Annotated in this window: 14 protein-coding genes; 7 read left to right on the top strand and 7 right to left on the bottom strand. The window is 67.0% G+C overall.

The annotated features are described in order from the left end of the window. Positions 1–71: 71 nt before the first annotated feature. The 6 genes from QFZ91_RS30430 to QFZ91_RS30405 form a co-directional block, all read right to left on the bottom strand. The gene (locus tag QFZ91_RS30430; protein ID WP_429569433.1) at positions 72–1,244 is read right to left on the bottom strand and encodes an enoyl-CoA hydratase/isomerase family protein; all 1,173 of its coding nucleotides are present in this window, start codon (positions 1,242–1,244) and stop codon (positions 72–74) included. Continuing rightward, the gene (locus QFZ91_RS30425) at positions 1,241–2,041 is read right to left on the bottom strand and encodes an enoyl-CoA hydratase (protein ID WP_429569432.1); all 801 of its coding nucleotides are present in this window, start codon (positions 2,039–2,041) and stop codon (positions 1,241–1,243) included. Before QFZ91_RS30425 ends, QFZ91_RS30430 begins: the two co-directional genes overlap by 4 nt. Further along, positions 2,038–2,955, bottom strand: a complete 918-nt coding sequence (mmsB, locus tag QFZ91_RS30420; RefSeq protein WP_429569431.1) for a 3-hydroxyisobutyrate dehydrogenase — start codon at positions 2,953–2,955, stop codon at positions 2,038–2,040. Before mmsB ends, QFZ91_RS30425 begins: the two co-directional genes overlap by 4 nt. Positions 2,956–2,985: 30 nt before the next feature. Next, positions 2,986–4,527, bottom strand: a complete 1,542-nt coding sequence (locus tag QFZ91_RS30415) for a CoA-acylating methylmalonate-semialdehyde dehydrogenase (protein ID WP_429569430.1) — start codon at positions 4,525–4,527, stop codon at positions 2,986–2,988. 150 nt (positions 4,528–4,677) lie between these two features. Then, entirely contained in the window at positions 4,678–6,369 is a 1,692-nt protein-coding gene (locus tag QFZ91_RS30410; RefSeq protein WP_429569429.1) for an AMP-binding protein, read from the bottom strand. Between the two features lie 111 nt (positions 6,370–6,480). Continuing rightward, positions 6,481–7,614 carry an acyl-CoA dehydrogenase family protein gene (locus tag QFZ91_RS30405; RefSeq protein ID WP_429569428.1) on the bottom strand — a complete coding sequence of 378 codons (1,134 nt, stop codon included), beginning with the start codon at positions 7,612–7,614 and terminating at the stop codon, positions 6,481–6,483. Between the two features lie 221 nt (positions 7,615–7,835). Between QFZ91_RS30405 and QFZ91_RS30400 the strand changes: the two genes are divergently transcribed. The 7 genes from QFZ91_RS30400 (at position 7,836) to QFZ91_RS30370 (ending at position 14,651) form a co-directional block, all read left to right on the top strand. Beyond that, on the top strand, positions 7,836–8,882 hold the full coding sequence (locus QFZ91_RS30400; protein WP_429569427.1) for an AraC family transcriptional regulator ligand-binding domain-containing protein: 1,047 nt from the start codon (positions 7,836–7,838) through the stop codon (positions 8,880–8,882). 84 nt (positions 8,883–8,966) lie between these two features. Beyond that, positions 8,967–10,637 (top strand): NfeD family protein, encoded by a 1,671-nt coding sequence (locus QFZ91_RS30395; protein WP_429569426.1) that lies wholly within the window; start codon positions 8,967–8,969, stop codon positions 10,635–10,637. Next, positions 10,634–11,404 carry a slipin family protein gene (locus tag QFZ91_RS30390; RefSeq protein WP_176123913.1) on the top strand — a complete coding sequence of 257 codons (771 nt, stop codon included), beginning with the start codon at positions 10,634–10,636 and terminating at the stop codon, positions 11,402–11,404. Before QFZ91_RS30395 ends, QFZ91_RS30390 begins: the two co-directional genes overlap by 4 nt. A gap of 226 nt (positions 11,405–11,630) precedes the next feature. Next, the gene (locus QFZ91_RS30385) at positions 11,631–11,897 is read left to right on the top strand and encodes a DUF4148 domain-containing protein (protein ID WP_176106201.1); all 267 of its coding nucleotides are present in this window, start codon (positions 11,631–11,633) and stop codon (positions 11,895–11,897) included. A 139-nt stretch (positions 11,898–12,036) separates the two neighbouring features. Further along, positions 12,037–12,489, top strand: coding sequence for a YaiI/YqxD family protein (locus QFZ91_RS30380; protein ID WP_429569425.1), 453 nt, complete (start codon positions 12,037–12,039; stop codon positions 12,487–12,489). Between the two features lie 203 nt (positions 12,490–12,692). Continuing rightward, a complete protein-coding gene (locus QFZ91_RS30375; RefSeq protein ID WP_176106203.1) occupies positions 12,693–13,994 on the top strand; it encodes an NCS2 family permease in 1,302 nt (433 codons plus the stop codon). Positions 13,995–14,117: 123 nt separating this feature from the next. Next, positions 14,118–14,651, top strand: a complete 534-nt coding sequence (locus QFZ91_RS30370; protein ID WP_429569424.1) for a cytochrome b — start codon at positions 14,118–14,120, stop codon at positions 14,649–14,651. A 25-nt stretch (positions 14,652–14,676) separates the two neighbouring features. Here the strand turns inward: QFZ91_RS30370 and QFZ91_RS30365 are convergent, their stop codons facing one another. Beyond that, a complete protein-coding gene (locus QFZ91_RS30365; protein ID WP_013092011.1) occupies positions 14,677–14,967 on the bottom strand; it encodes a DUF1488 domain-containing protein in 291 nt (96 codons plus the stop codon). Between the last annotated feature and the right edge of the window lie 57 nt (positions 14,968–15,024).

The following is a 15,024-nucleotide window of genomic DNA, read 5'->3' as shown; positions in this document are numbered from 1 at the left end:
TCCAGGCTCGCGCGCGGACGCCGGGCCCCGCTCACCGCGCACATCTTGCGGCATGCGCGATGCCGCACAAGTCAGTCGCCATGCCCCGCGCCCAGCGCCGCCAGCGGATGCGCGCCGCCTTGCCACGGCGAGCTCAGGAAATGCCGCACGCGCTCGGGTTGCACATCGGCGAGCGTCGCCGGCGACCAGCGCGGTCGGCGGTCCTTGTCGATCAATTGCGCACGCACACCCTCGCGGAAATCGCCTTCGTCGATCGAGCGCTTCACGATGCCGAGCTCCATCCGGAAGCAGTCGGCGAGCGTCATCTGCCGGCCGCGCAGCAGTGCTTCGCGCGTCACGTGCAGCATCGTCGGCGAATGGGCGCTCAGTGCGTCGTAGGTCGCTTGCAGCCATTGCCGCACCTCGCGCGGCGGCTCGCGTTCGAGATCCTGACGCAGCGTCGCGACGATGCGCTCGACGCCCGAGCGCCGGTCGAAGTGGCGCAGTATCAGTTGCGTCAGAGCACCGAGCGGCGCGTGCGGCACGACATTGCACGGCGGCTCGAACGCGGCGCGCAGCGCGTCGATGCGCCCGGTGTCCAATGTGTCGTGCGGCATGCGCTGCAAACGTTCCTCGAAGCTCGCGAGCCAGTCGGCCGGCACGCACAGGTCGGCCAGTTGCAGGCGCATCGCATCGGCGCCCGCTAGCGTCGCGCCGGTCAGCCCGACATACAGCGCAAGCTCGGGCGGCATCACATTCAGAAAGCGGCTCGCGCCGACGTCGGGCACGAAGCCGATGCGCGTCTCCGGCATCGCGATGCGGCTGCGCTCGGTCACGATGCGCAGCCGCGCCGCCTGGCCGAGGCCCATGCCGCCGCCCATCGCGATGCCGTCGAGCAGCGCGACCACCGGCTTCGGAAACGTGTGCAACGCGTAGTCGAGCCGGTATTCGTCGACGAAGAACGCGAGCCAGCGCGGGTCGCCCTGCGTTGCGAGCCGATGCACCTCGCGCACGTCGCCGCCCGCGCAAAAGCCCTTGTCGCCGGCGCCTTTCAGCACCAGCGCGACGATTCCGGGATCAGTGCGGCATTGCTCGACCAGCACGGCGAGCTCGCGCACCATTGCGTGCGACAGCGCGTTGAGCGCGGCAGGCCGGTTCAGCGTGATGATCGCCACACGGTTGACGACGCGAAACAGCACGTCCGCTTCGGCTTGCGTATTCGGCGCATTGCGCGCTTCGAGCGCAACGCTTTGCAACGTGCTCATCGCTGCGTCTCCCTTGGTGCATGGCTCGTCTGCCAGCGCGGCGGGCGTTTTTCGAGGAACGCGTTGACGCCCTCGCGCTGATCGGCGCCATCGAACAGATCGACGAAACGCTCGCGTTCGAGCGCGAGCGCCGCCGCGCGCGGCACGCCATGCCGCGCCTGATGGATCAGCTCCTTGCTGAAGCTGACCGCCTGCGGACTCGAACCGGTGACCCGCTGCGCCATCTTCAGCGCGGCTTCCCGCGCGCCGCCGCGCTCCACCACTTCTTCGACGAGGCCGATGCGCAGCGCGCTCGCCGCATCGACGCGCTCGCCGATCAGGATCATCCGCTTGGCCCAGCCTTCGCCGACCAGCCACGGCAGCGTCTGCGTGCCGCAGCCGCAAGGCAGCAGGCCGACCGCGGTCTCTGGCAGCGCCAGCACCGCCTGCTGCTCGGCGATGCGGATATCGCATGCGAGCGCGCATTCGAGACCGCCGCCCATCGCATAGCCGTTGAGCGCCGCGATCACGACCGGCCGCGCGTTTTGCAGTGTTTCGAACGCCGCGCCGAAACGCGCCGCCGCGGCGCGCGCGACTTCGCGATCGCCGTCGGCGAAGGTGTTCAGATCGGCGCCCGCGCTGAAGAACTTCGGGCCGTCGCCGGTGATCACCAGCGCGCGCACGCGCGCATCGGCGTTCAACTGCTCGACGGTGCGCTGCAATTGCAGCAGACCGTCGGGCGTGAAAGCGTTCGCGGGCGGCCGTTTCAACGTGATCAACGCAACGGCGCCGTCGTGCGCGTAATCGAGCTCGATCATTGGGTGCCTCCCTGGCCGTCACCGCCGCGCTCTCGCGAGCGATACAGCTTGATTACCGCCGAAAAGTCCAGACGTCCCGCGCCGTTCGTGCTCATCGTTTGATAAAGCTGCTGCGCGAGCGCGCCGAGATAGACCGGCTGACGCACACCGCGCGCGGCATCGGTGGCGAGGCCGAGGTCCTTCAGCATCAGGTCGGTGCCGAAGCCGCCGGTATAGCCACGCGACGAAGGCGCGGTCTCGATCACGCCCGGCATCGGGTTATACGTGTCCGAACTCCAGCAACGCCCGGTCGACGTATTGATGATGCTGCCGAGCACCTTCGTGTCGATGCCGAGCGCCTCGCCGAGCGACATCGCCTCCGCGACGCCCGCCATCGAGATGCCGAGCACGAGGTTGTTGCAGATCTTCGCGACCTGGCCGGTGCCGGTATCGCCGCAATGGACGATGTTTTTTCCCATCGCCAGCAGAGCGGGCTTGACCTGCTCGTACGCGCTGGCGCTGCCGCCGACCATGAAGGTCAGCGTGCCCGCCGCCGCGCCGCCCGTGCCGCCCGACACCGGCGCATCGACGAAGCTGTTGCCATGCGCCGCGGCGAGTTCGGCAAACGCCTTCACGCTGGCGGGATCGATCGTGCTCGAATCGATGATCGGCACGCCCGGCGCAATGCCGGCGAGGATGCCGTCGTCCGCGACGAGCACGCTGCGCACGTGAGCCGCGGCGGGCAGCATCGTGATCACGCATTCGACGTCGCTCGCGGCGGCCTTCGGCGAGCCGGCCGCTTGCGCGCCCGCATCGACGAGCGTGCGCACGGCCTGTGCGCTGAGGTCGAACACGTTGAGCGCGTGGCCCGCCTTCAGCAGGTTCAGCGCCATCGGCGCGCCCATGTTGCCGAGTCCGATAAAGCCTATTTTCATGGTGTCGTCTCCGTATGTGCGTTCATGCGTTCAACGCAGGCGGATCGTGGTGTTGACGCCGTCGTTGACGGTGTCGTCGTCGAACCAGCGCGCGGTGACCGTCTTCGTCTGCGTATAGAACTGCACGACCTGCTTGCCGTACGGACCGAGATCGCCGAGTTTCGAGCCGCGCGAGCCGGTGAAGCTGAAAAACGGCACCGGCACCGGAATCGGAATGTTGATGCCGACCTGGCCGATATCGATCTCGCTCTGGAACTTGCGCGCCGCCGCGCCGCTTTGCGTAAACAGGCCCACGCCGTTGCCGAACGGGTTCGCGTTGACGAGCGCGATCGCGTCGTCGAGCGTCGCGACGTTGACCACCGCGAGCACCGGTCCGAAGATTTCGGTGCGGTAGATGTCCATGTCGGTCGTGACGTCGTTGAATACCGTCGGGCCGATGAAGTTACCCTGCTCATAGCCCTGCACGCTCACATCCCGGCCGTCGAGCGCGAGTGTCGCGCCCTCCTTCACACCCGCGTCGATCAGACCGAGAATGCGTTGCTTCGCCGCGCGCGACACGACCGGCCCGACATCGGTGCCCGGCTCGTGCCCCGCGTTGACCTTCAGCGTCTTCGCCTTCGCGACGAGCTCGGGCAGCCACTCGCGCGCGGCGCCGACCAGCACCGCCACCGAAGTCGCCATGCAGCGCTGACCGGCCGCGCCGAACGCGGCGCCCGCGAGCGCGTTGAGCGTCTGTTCGCGATTCGCGTCGGGCAGCACCACCGCGTGGTTCTTCGCGCCCATCATCGCTTGCACGCGTTTGCCGTGTTCGCTGCCGAGGCGATACACGTGCGTGCCGACCGCCGTCGAGCCGACGAACGAAATCGCCTTTACCAGTTCATGCGCGCACAGCGCATCGACCACTTCCTTGCCGCCGTGCACGACGTTCAGCACGCCCTTCGGCACGCCGGCTTCGAGCGCAAGTTCGACGAGCTGCATCGTCGACAGCGGGTCTTGCTCGGATGGCTTCAGCACGAAGGTATTGCCGCACACGAGCGCCATCGGGAACATCCACAGCGGGATCATCGCGGGGAAATTGAACGGCGTGATACCGACGCAGACGCCGAGCGGCTGACGCAGCGTGTAGGTGTCCACGCCACCAGCGACGTTCTCGGCGAATTCACCCTGCTGCAACGTGCCGATAGAACACGCGTGCTCGACGACTTCCAGACCGCGGAATATGTCGCCCTCCGCATCGGGAATCGTCTTGCCCTGCTCCGCTGACAGCGTCTTCGCGATGCGGGGCATATGCTCGCGAATCAGCGCCTGGTACTTCAGCATGATGCGCATGCGCGCGCCAATCGGCGTGTCCTTCCACGTTTTGAACGCGGCGTGCGCGCTGCGCACCGCCGCGTCGACTTCCGCGACGGTCGCGAACGGCACGCGCGCGAGCGCCGCCTGGGTGGCCGGGTTCACGATGTCGCGCCACTCGGTCGTCTTCGATTCGACGAACTCGCCGTCGATCAGCAGTTTGACGGTGGCCACGGCGCCGGCGACGTCGCGGCTGGTCTCGTTCGAAGCAAAGGTGCTCATGCTGAAACTCCTGTGCGATGGCCGCGCGGCGGCCGGACAGCAATAGAAAGGAAAAAACGGTGCCCCGACGCGTTGAATCCGAAGCTCGAATTCGACGCGTGCGATTCAAACCGGGGCGGCAAAACCAGCAATGGCGAGGAATGAAGACAGTCAACGCAAGTCGGGGAAATCCTCTTCCCAGTACTCGTCGGGCAGACGCGCGGGTTCGGCCGCGCGCTCCATTTCGCGGCGCCGCAACTCGACGCGGCGGATCTTGCCGGAGATCGTCTTCGGCAGTTCGCTGAATTGCAGACGACGAATCCGCTTGTATGGCGCGAGTCTTTCGCGCGAGAACGCGAACACCGCGCGCGCGAGTTCGGGACCGGCCTCATAGCCCTGACGCACGGTGACGAACGCCTTCGGCACCGACAGACGCAACGCGTCCGCGCTCGGCACGACGGCCGCCTCGCCGATCGCTTCGTGTTCGATCAGCACGCTTTCGAGTTCGAACGGACTCAGCCGATAGTCGGACGACTTGAACACATCGTCCGAGCGGCCGACGTACACGTAGGAGCCGTCGTCGCGGCGCAGCGCGACATCCGACGTGCGATAGAAGCCGTTGCGCATCGCCTGCGCGGTCGCGTTCGCATTGTTCGCGTAGCCGGTCATCAGGCCGAGCGGCCGTTCGGCGAGCGGCAGCGCGATTTCGCCTTCGCTCACGGGTTGGTCGTCGGCATCGAGCAGTTCGACGCGGTAGCCCGGCAGCGGACGCCCCATCGAGCCGGGCACGACCGGCTGGCCCGGCGAATTGCCGATCTGGCAGGTCGTCTCGGTCTGGCCGTAGCCATCGCGGATCATGATGTCCCACGCGTGCTTGACGCGCTCGATGACCTCCGGATTCAGCGGCTCGCCCGCGCCGACGATCTCGCGCAGCTTCACCGGATAGTCGCCGAGCGGCTCCTGCACGAGCATGCGCCAGACGGTCGGCGGCGCGCACAGCGTGGTCACGTTGAAGCGCACCAGCGCGGCGAGTGTGTCTTTCGGCACGAAGCGCGGGACGTTGAACACGAACACGCAGGCCTGCGCGTTCCACGGCGCGAAGAAGCAGCTCCACGCGTGCTTGGCCCAGCCCGGCGAGCTGATGTTCCAATGGATGTCGCCGGGTTGCAGGCCGATCCAGTACATCGTCGACAGATGCCCGACCGGATAGCTCTGATGCGTATGCTCGACGAGCTTCGGCTTCGACGTGGTGCCGGACGTGAAGTACAGCAGCATCGGATCGCTGGCGTGGGTGACGCCGTCCGGCGTGAAATCCGGCGCCGCCTCGTACGCGGCGGCGACATCGATCCAGCCGTCGCGCGGTGCGCCGACCGAGAAGCGCGTGAGCGGCACGTCTAGCGCATCGAATTTGCCCAGCTCCGCGCTGTCGACCACGGCGAACTTCGCGCCGCCGATCTGCACGCGGTCGCGCACGTCGTCGGCGGATAGCTGCGTGGTGGCGGGCAGCACGATCGCGCCGAGCTTCATCGCGGCGAGCATCACGTCCCATAGCTCGACGCGGTTCGGCAGCATCAGCAGCACACGGTCGCCTCGACCGACGCCTGCGCTGCGCAGAAAGTTCGCCATCCGCGACGAGCGCTCCGACATCTGCGCGTACGACAGGCGCAGGCCGTCGCTGGAAGGATCGTCGACGATCCACAGCGCGGGGTTGTCGTTGTTGCGCGCAATCGCGTCGAAGTAGTCGAGCGCCCAATTGAACTCGCCGAGCGCCGGCCACGTGAATTCGCGGTACGCGCGCTCGTAGTCGGTGCGATGGCGCACTAGCAGATCGCGCGCTTCGAGAAAGGCTTTCGCTGCTGTCATCGTCGTCTCCAGGTGGCGCTCTGGGCGCTCAGTTTTTTTGCCGCTGGTTTTTGCCGCTCTTCCGCTCAACGAAGCATCACGGCCAGGCTATTGTGCGCTCAAACGCCGCCCTCAAACATGGCGCGCGATCACCATCCGCTGCACCTCGCTCGTCCCTTCGTAAATCTGCGTGATGCGCGCATCGCGATAGTGGCGCTCCACCGCATAGTCCTCCAGATAGCCGTAGCCGCCATGAATCTGAATCGCGTTCGAGCAGATCTCCTCGGCCAGCTCCGACGCGAACAGCTTCGCCTGCGACGCCTCCGACAGACACGGCCGCCCGGCCGAGCGCAGCCGCGCCGCGTGATGCACGAGCAGGCGCGCGGCGTTCAGGCGCGTCGCCATGTCGGCGAGCATGTTGGCGATGGTCTGATGGCCCTTCAGCGGCTTGCCGAACTGTTCACGCTCGCTCGCGTAGCGGCGCGCGGCATCGAACGCGGCTCGGGCAATGCCGACCGCCTGCGCGGCGATGCCGATGCGCCCGCCTTCGAGATTCGACAGCGCGATGCGCAGACCCTCGCCCGGTTCGCCGAGCAGGTTGGCCTCGGGCACCGCGCAGTGATCGAGCGAGATCGGACAGGTGTCGGACGCGCGAATGCCGAGCTTGTGCTCCGGCCGGCCGACGTCGAAGCCCGGCGTCATGGTCGGCACGATGAAGGCCGACAGGCCGCGCTTGCCGCGCTCGGGATCGGTGACCGCGAACACGATTGCGAGCCCGGCGCGCGCGCCGTTGGTCACGAACTGCTTGCTGCCGTTCAGAATCCACTGCCCGTCGTGCAGCTGTGCGCGGGTGCGCAGATTGTTCGCTTCGGAGCCCGCCTGCGGCTCGGTCAGGCAGAACGCGCCGATCGTGCGGCCAGTGGCGAGGTCGCGCAGATAGCGGTCCTTCTGCGCGGCGCTGCCGAAGTTCAGGATCGGCGCGCAGCCGACCGAGTTGTGCACGCTCATCAGCGTCGCGCAGGCCGCGCAGCCGGCTGCGATCTCTTCGAGCGCGAGCGCGTAGGCAACGTAGTCGGTGTAGGAGCCGCCCCACTCGGCCGGCACCATCATGCCCAGAAAACCGAGTTCGCCCATCTGCGCGACGACCTCGGCCGGCAGTTGCGCGTCGCGATCCCATTGCGCCGCATGCGGCGCGAGACAGTCGGTCGCGAAGTCGCGCGCGGCGTCGCGGATCATCCGTTGTTCGTCGGTGTAGAAGCTGTCCATGACTGCGTCCTCGTGGGTGCTGACGGCCGTGCTGGCGATCTCGGTGATGCGGCAAGTGTAGGCATGCGGCTCGCGCCACTCGATGCTCGCTCCGCTCACATTTGCTGAGCGCTTTTGCCATACTGCTACCATGCGCGTGCATGGGGCCTCGTCATTTCAGGGGTTTCACGAACCACGTGCCCACCGATGCTGAGCGCTTTTGCCAGATAAACCGAATTCCGATGAAAAGCGACAAAGGCACGATCTCCGTCAGTCTCATCGAGGAAACGCTCGCGCTCGCAACGGCGCGCGGGCTCGATGCGCGAGCGTTCGCCGAGGCGGCCGGCATCGCCGCGCCGATGCTCGCGTCGCCGAAAAGCCGCGTTTCGTCGGCGCAATACGGCGCGCTGTGGGCCGGCATCGCGCGCGCGCTCGACGACGAATTCTTCGGCCAGGACTCGCATCGAATGAAAAGCGGCAGCTTCATCGCGATGACGCAGATGGCGCTCGGCGCGCGCAACGGCGCGCAAGCGCTCGCGCGCGCGGTCGGTTTCATGCGGCTGGTGCTCGACGACCTCGGCGCGACGATCGACACCGAGGCCAAGCGCGTGCGCCTGACGTTCGTCGAACGCGCGGGCGCGCGCAAGCCGGCGATGTTCGCTTACGCGACTTATTTCATCCTCGTGTACGGACTCGTCTGCTGGCTCGTCGGCCGGCGCATTCCGTTGCTCGAAGCGCGCTTTCGCTGCGCCGCGCCGCCGGCCGCGCACGAATACCGGCTGATGTTCTGCGAAGACATGCATTTTGACGAGCCCGAGTCGTACGTCGATCTCGACCCCGCGTTTCTGGAGCTGCCGGTGATCCAGACTTCGCGCTCGGCGCGCCCGTTTCTGCGCGATGCGCCGGGCAGCTTCATCGTCAAGTACCGCAACCCGGGTTCGCTCGCCGCGCGCGTGCGCAAGACGCTGCGCGCGCTGCCGATGTCCGGCTGGCCCGCGGCCGATCAGATGGCCGCGCGCCTGCACGTCGCCGAGGCGACGATGCGGCGGCATCTGAAGCAGGAGGGCCACACGTATCAGTCGATCAAGGACGCGCTGCGGCGCGACATCGCGATTGCCGAACTGCAGCGCACACAGCGCACGATCGCCGATATCGCGAACGCCGTCGGCTTCGCCGAGCCGAGCGCGTTTCATCGCGCGTTCCGCAAATGGACCGGCATGCGCCCGACCGACTATCGGCCGGCCCGGGCCACGGGGCTCGATCTCACGCTTCGCGCCGAATCGGACTAATCTTTAAGCGGCAACCGGCCAGCCTTGATCGAGGTATGGGCCCGCGCCGCCGGTTCACCCCGGCTGGCGCGACGGCCGTCAGCGATGAACACGACTCCGCGTCTCCCGCTCCGGCAGTCCGGTCCGCGCACGCCGCTTATCCGCGGCGGCATCGCGGGCCGTTTGATGCGCGGCATCGCCGTGCTCGGCGTGCTATGCGCGCTCGGCTTCGCGACATGCGGAGCGCTGGCGCCGCTGCAAGCGGCCAATGTGGCGACACCGGCCAACGTCGGTGCCGCGACCTCGAACAGCGTCGAGGTGATTCCGGTGAACGGCGCGATCGGGCCGGCCACCGCCGATTTCATCGTGCGGGGTTTACAGCGCGCGGAGAGCCAGCACGCGCAGCTCGCGGTGCTGCAACTCGATACGCCCGGCGGACTCGACACGTCGATGCGGCAGATCATCAAGGCGATCCTCGCCTCCCCGGTACCGGTCGCGACCTTCATCGCGCCGAGCGGCGCGCGCGCCGCCAGCGCCGGCACCTACATCGTCTACGCGAGCCATATCGCGGCGATGGCGCCGGGCACCAACCTCGGCGCCGCGACGCCGATCCAGATGGGCATCGGCGGCAACGAGCCACCCGGTGGCGGCGGCCCGCCGGGAATGCCGGGCACGCCTGGAACACCGGGAACGCAGGGCACTCCAGGCACGCCGGGACTGCCGGACATGCGCACGCTGCCCGGCGGCGCGTCCGGGCCCGCCTCCGCGCCTGCGCCACCCGGCGCGTCATCCGAAGCCGCCAGCGCGCTGCCGCTCGACACCCAATCGACCGAACTGCGCAAGCAGGTCCACGATGCCGCCGCCTACATCCGCGGCCTCGCGCAGATGCGCGGGCGCAACGCCGACTGGGCCGAGCGCGCGGTCCGCGAAGCGGTCAGCCTGTCCGATGAAGAAGCGCTCGCGCAGCACGTCGTCGATATCGTCGCGCGCGACGTGCCCGACCTGCTGCGCCAGCTGAACGGCCGCACAGTCGTCACGAGCGCCGGCAGCGTCACGCTGCAGACCGCGCATGCGCCGCTGATCACGCTCGAACCCGACTGGCGCAGCCGCTTCCTCGCCGTGATCACCGATCCGAGCGTCGCGCTGATTCTGCTGATGCTCGGCATGTACGGCCTGTTCTTCGAATTCGCCAATCCGGGCTTCGTGCTGCCCGGCGTGGTCGGCGCAATCAGCCTGCTGCTCGGCCTGTTCGCGATGCAGATGCTGCCCGTCAGCTATGTCGGCCTCGGGCTGATCTTTCTCGGCATCGCCTTTCTGATCGGCGAAGCGTTCCTGCCGACCTTCGGCTCGCTCGGTTTCGGCGGCGTGGTCGCGTTCGTGGTCGGCGCAATGATGCTGATGGATACCGATGTGCCCGGCTACGGCATCCCGCTGCCGCTGATCGCCGCGGTCGTCGTGTTCAGCGTCGCGTTCGTGCTCGGCGTGTCGCGGCTCGCGCTGCGCGCGCGGCGCCGGCCGGTCGTGACGGGCTCGGAGGCGCTGATCGGCTGCGTCGGCGTGGTGCTGGACGGCGGCTTGCTGCCCGAACCCGAACACTCGGCCAGCGGCCCGCTGGGCGGCTGGGCGCGCGTGCACGGCGAGCGCTGGCGCGTGTCGAGCACGACGCCGGCCGCGCCGGGGCAGAGCGTGCGCGTCACGGCGCGCAACGGGCTCACGCTGACCGTGGTGCCCGTCAAACCGGCCGCCCCAATACAAGGACAAGGAGAACCCTCATGATCGGCTTCACATTCGGCTTCGGCAGCATCCTGATCCTGCTCGTGGCCGTGCTGATCGCGTCGTCGGTGCGGATTTTTCGCGAGTACGAGCGCGGCGTCGTGTTCATGCTCGGCCGCTTCTGGAAGGTCAAGGGGCCCGGACTGGTGCTGATCATTCCGATCGTGCAGCAGGCGGTGCGGATGGATCTGCGCACCGTCGTGTTCGACGTGCCGACGCAGGACGTAATCACCCGCGACAACGTGTCGGTGAAGGTGAATGCGGTCGTGTATTTCCGCGTCGTCGATCCGGAGAAGGCGGTGATCCAGGTCGCGCGCTACTTCGAGGCGACCAGCCAGCTGGCGCAAACGACGCTGCGCGCGGTGCTCGGCAAGCACGACCTCGACCAGCTGCTGTCCGAGCGCGAGCAGCTGAACACCGACATCCAGAAGGTGCTCGACGCGCAAACCGATGCGTGGGGCATCAAGGTGTCGATCGTCGAGATCAAGCACGTCGATATCAACGAAACGATGATCCGCGCGATCGCGCGTCAGGCTGAGGCCGAGCGCGAACGGCGCGCCAAGGTGATTCACGCGGAAGGCGAGTTGCAGGCGTCGAGGCAGCTGCTCGAAGCGGCGCAGACGCTGGCGCGCCAGCCGCAGGCGATGCAGCTGCGCTATTTGCAGACGCTGACGACGATCGCCGCCGACAAGAACTCGACGATCGTGTTTCCGCTGCCGGTCGACCTGGTGAGCGCGGTGATGGAACGGTTCAACAAGCCTTCGACGTGATAGGACGAAATTTTGTCAGGACGCCCATTTGGCATCGACTAGCGCCGAAATTTTGAAGTTTTAGCCAAACCCGCCCGCTTCCGCGTTGCTTGCGCTCCGTGGGGAACTCGGCTCGCGGCGGGTTCGATCCGCCGGCAGAAATGGTGCGCTGCTTTTTTCCGCCTCACCCGGCGCGCACCGAAAAACGACCAGGCCCGGCTGTTTTTCCGCTCCGCAGGAGCCCGCCATGAATCTGTTCTCCCGCATTGGACTCGGTGCGCTGGTTGCCGCCGTGAGTATCAGCACCGTCTACGCGCAAGCGGTGATGCAGCCCAACGACCCGTCGGCGCCGAAAACGCGCGCCCAGGTCCGCGCCGAACTCATCGAATGGCTTGCCGCCGGCTACGATCCGAACGACTGGGTCAACTATCCGGAGAACGCGCAGGAAGCCGGCCGGATCGTCGCGCAACGCCGCGCAGAGCGGCAAGGCCTCGAACCGACGACAGTGCAGTAAAAGCAGTCGCTGCCGCACCCGCAGCCTGAATGCCGCCCGCCGCGGGCGGCAGGGAAACCCTTTGCGTCGCGGCAAGGTATCATCCCGTCCCGCCACCCCCCACGCACCAAACCAGCCGCACCTAGCCGGAATCCGCACCATGCCAATCTGGGTCGATGCCGACGCCTGCCCGGCCGTCGTCAAGGACATGCTTTATCGCGCGGCGCGCCGCACCGGCATGCCGCTGACGCTGGTCGCCAACGCGTTCCTGCGCGTGCCGCCGTCGCCGCTGATCCGCGCGATCCAGGTGCCGGCCGGCTTCGACGCCGCCGATCAGCTGATCGTCGAGCGCGTCGTCGCGGGCGACCTCGTGATCACCGGCGACATCCCGCTGGCCGCCGCCGTGCTGGCAAAAAATGCCCACGCGCTCGATCCGCGCGGCAACTGGTTCACGCCCGGCACGATCGAAGAACGGCTGCGCATGCGCTCGATGCTCGACCAGTTGCGCGCGAGCGGCGTCGACACGGGCGGTCCGTCCGCCTTCAGCGCGCGGGATGGCAAGACGTTTGCTGGCGAACTCGATCGCTGGCTCGCGCGTCATGCGCCGCGGTGATGTGCCGGCGCCACAATCGCCCGGCAAACCGCCCGCCTGACGGGTCCGAGAGGGCTGCCGGCGCAGCCGCAAGCGACGAGGCGCCGCCGTTGGTGTTTACAATTCCGCCGTAACATCGCCGCGCGGCCCGTTTTGCCGGGCTGCGCGGCGACTGCCTTGATCACAAAAACACTTTCCGAACGACGAAAGAGAAAACCCGCCACATGGACTCGATCAAACGCTACTTCGGCTTCGACGCCGTCGACACCAACCTGCGCACCGAGGTGCTAGCCGGCGTGACCACCTTCCTGACGATGGCCTACATCATCTTCGTGAACCCGGCGATTCTCGGCGACGCCGGCATGCCGAAGAGCGCGGTGTTCGTTGCGACCTGCATCGTGTCCGCGCTCGCGTCGCTGATCATGGGTCTGTACGCGAACTACCCGATCGCGCTCGCGCCCGGCATGGGCCTGAACGCGTACTTCGCGTACACGGTCGTCAAGGGCCTGGGCTATACGTGGGAGGCCGCGCTCGGCGCGGTGTTCATCTCCGGCTGCCTGTTCCTGATCGTTACGCTGTTCCGCGTGCGCGAGGTGATCGTCAAGGGCATCCCGCATTCGATCCGGATCGCGATCACCGGCGGTATCGGCCTCTTTCTCGCGATCATTTCGCTGAAGTCGGCCGGCGTCGTGGTCGGCAATCCGGCCACGCTCGTCACGCTCGGCAATCTGCACGACGCGCACGTCGTGCTCGCGGCGATCGGCTTCTTCGGCATCGTCACGCTCGATCATCTGCGCGTGCGCGGGGCGATCCTGATCGGTATCGTCGGCGTGACGATCCTGAGCTTTTTCTTTGGCGGCAACCAGTTTCACGGCGTCTTGTCGATGCCGCCGTCGATCGCGCCGACGCTGTTCCAGCTCGATATCCGCACCGCGCTGTCGAGCGGCATTCTGAACGTGGTACTGGTGTTCTTCCTCGTCGAGCTGTTCGATGCGACCGGCACGCTGATGGGCGTCGCGAACCGCGCGGGGCTGCTCGTCGAAGGCAAGATGCATCGGCTGAATCGCGCGCTGCTCGCCGACAGCACCGCGATTCTCGCCGGCTCGATGCTCGGCACGTCGTCGACGACCGCGTATATCGAAAGCGCGTCCGGCGTGCAGGCCGGCGGCCGTACCGGCGCGACCGCGATCACGGTCGCCTTGTTGTTCGTCGCGGCGCTGTTTTTCGCGCCGCTCGCCGAAGTGGTGCCGCCGTATGCGACCGCGCCCGCGCTGCTGTACGTGTCGTGCCTGATGCTGCGCGAACTGGTCGACCTGCCGTGGGACGACGCGACCGAAGTCGTGCCGGCCGCGCTGACCGCGCTGCTGATGCCGTTCACCTACTCGATCGCGAACGGCGTCGCGTTCGGCTTCATCTCGTACGCGGCGCTCAAGCTGCTGACGGGCCAGGCGCGCCAGGTAAAGCTGGTCGTGTGGATCATCGCGGCGATTTTCCTGTTCCGGTATTTCTATCTCGGCAGCGAGTGAGGACGTCGCGCGGTTCGGTTGCGTGGTCGAAAGTGTCGTCGGGTTCGGCGAACGTTTATCATCCGATGTTTCGAACGACGATCGATCGGGTCGCGATAGATCGGGTCGCCCCCAGGAGCCGCCATGTCCTCATATAACCGCACGACGGACCGCTACACGAGGCCCGCGATTTTCTTCCACTGGATGATTTTTCTGCTGGTCGCGCTGGCCTATCTGGCTATCGAAATCCGCGGACCGCGCGGCTCCGACGGCCGCGAGTTCTGGACCGGCGTGCATTTCTGGGCGGGCACGCTGGTGCTCGTGCTGGCTGTGCTGCGGCTGGTTTGGAGACTGTGGGCCGGCGCGCCCGAGGAACTCGAAAACAACCGGCTGCTCGCTTTTGTCGCGCGCTCCGCGCACCTCGCGCTCTATGTGTTCATCTTCGCGCAGCCGCTGCTCGGTATCCTGATGGTCAACGCGGGCGGGCGGCCGGTGTCGCTCGCGTGGACGGACATCAGCTTCACGCTGGTGCGTGCGGATTCGATCGCGCGGCCGCTGTTGAAGGACGCACACGAGTGGCTTGGCAACGTGTTCTATTGGGTGATCGGACTGCATGCGCTCGCGGCCATCGCGCACCATGTGGTGTTCAAGGATCGGGCGCTGCGGCGGATCATTTGAAAGCGATGGAGTTGGCTGCGTGCAGTCAGTTACGCCAGTTCGCCTCATAAAAACGCACGTAGCCGCTTCTGAGCACGAGACACTGCGCGCGCGTTTCCGACAACAGCCGGCGCGTGGCGGCCTCGATGCGCGGCCGGTGCGTGTCGAACGCAACGATCATGTCCTCCTGCCGGGGGGACGCGGCGCCGAAGTGATCCTCGAGCGCTTCCGCGGTGATCATGCACTCCACCCTCTGCCCATCGACCATTGCCGGAAACGCCAAGGTAAGTTCGCGACCTGAATATTCAGGGGCTTCGTTCGGAAATTGGATCTGCATGGGAGTCACCTGGAAGAGTGCGCGTACGATGCGCTCGGGTAATGCACGCGCTGATTG

Source organism: Paraburkholderia sp. JPY419, assembly GCF_050435705.1.
Classification (GTDB): Bacteria; Pseudomonadota; Gammaproteobacteria; order Burkholderiales; family Burkholderiaceae; genus Paraburkholderia; species Paraburkholderia youngii.
This window is presented reverse-complemented; position numbering and strand designations above follow the sequence as displayed.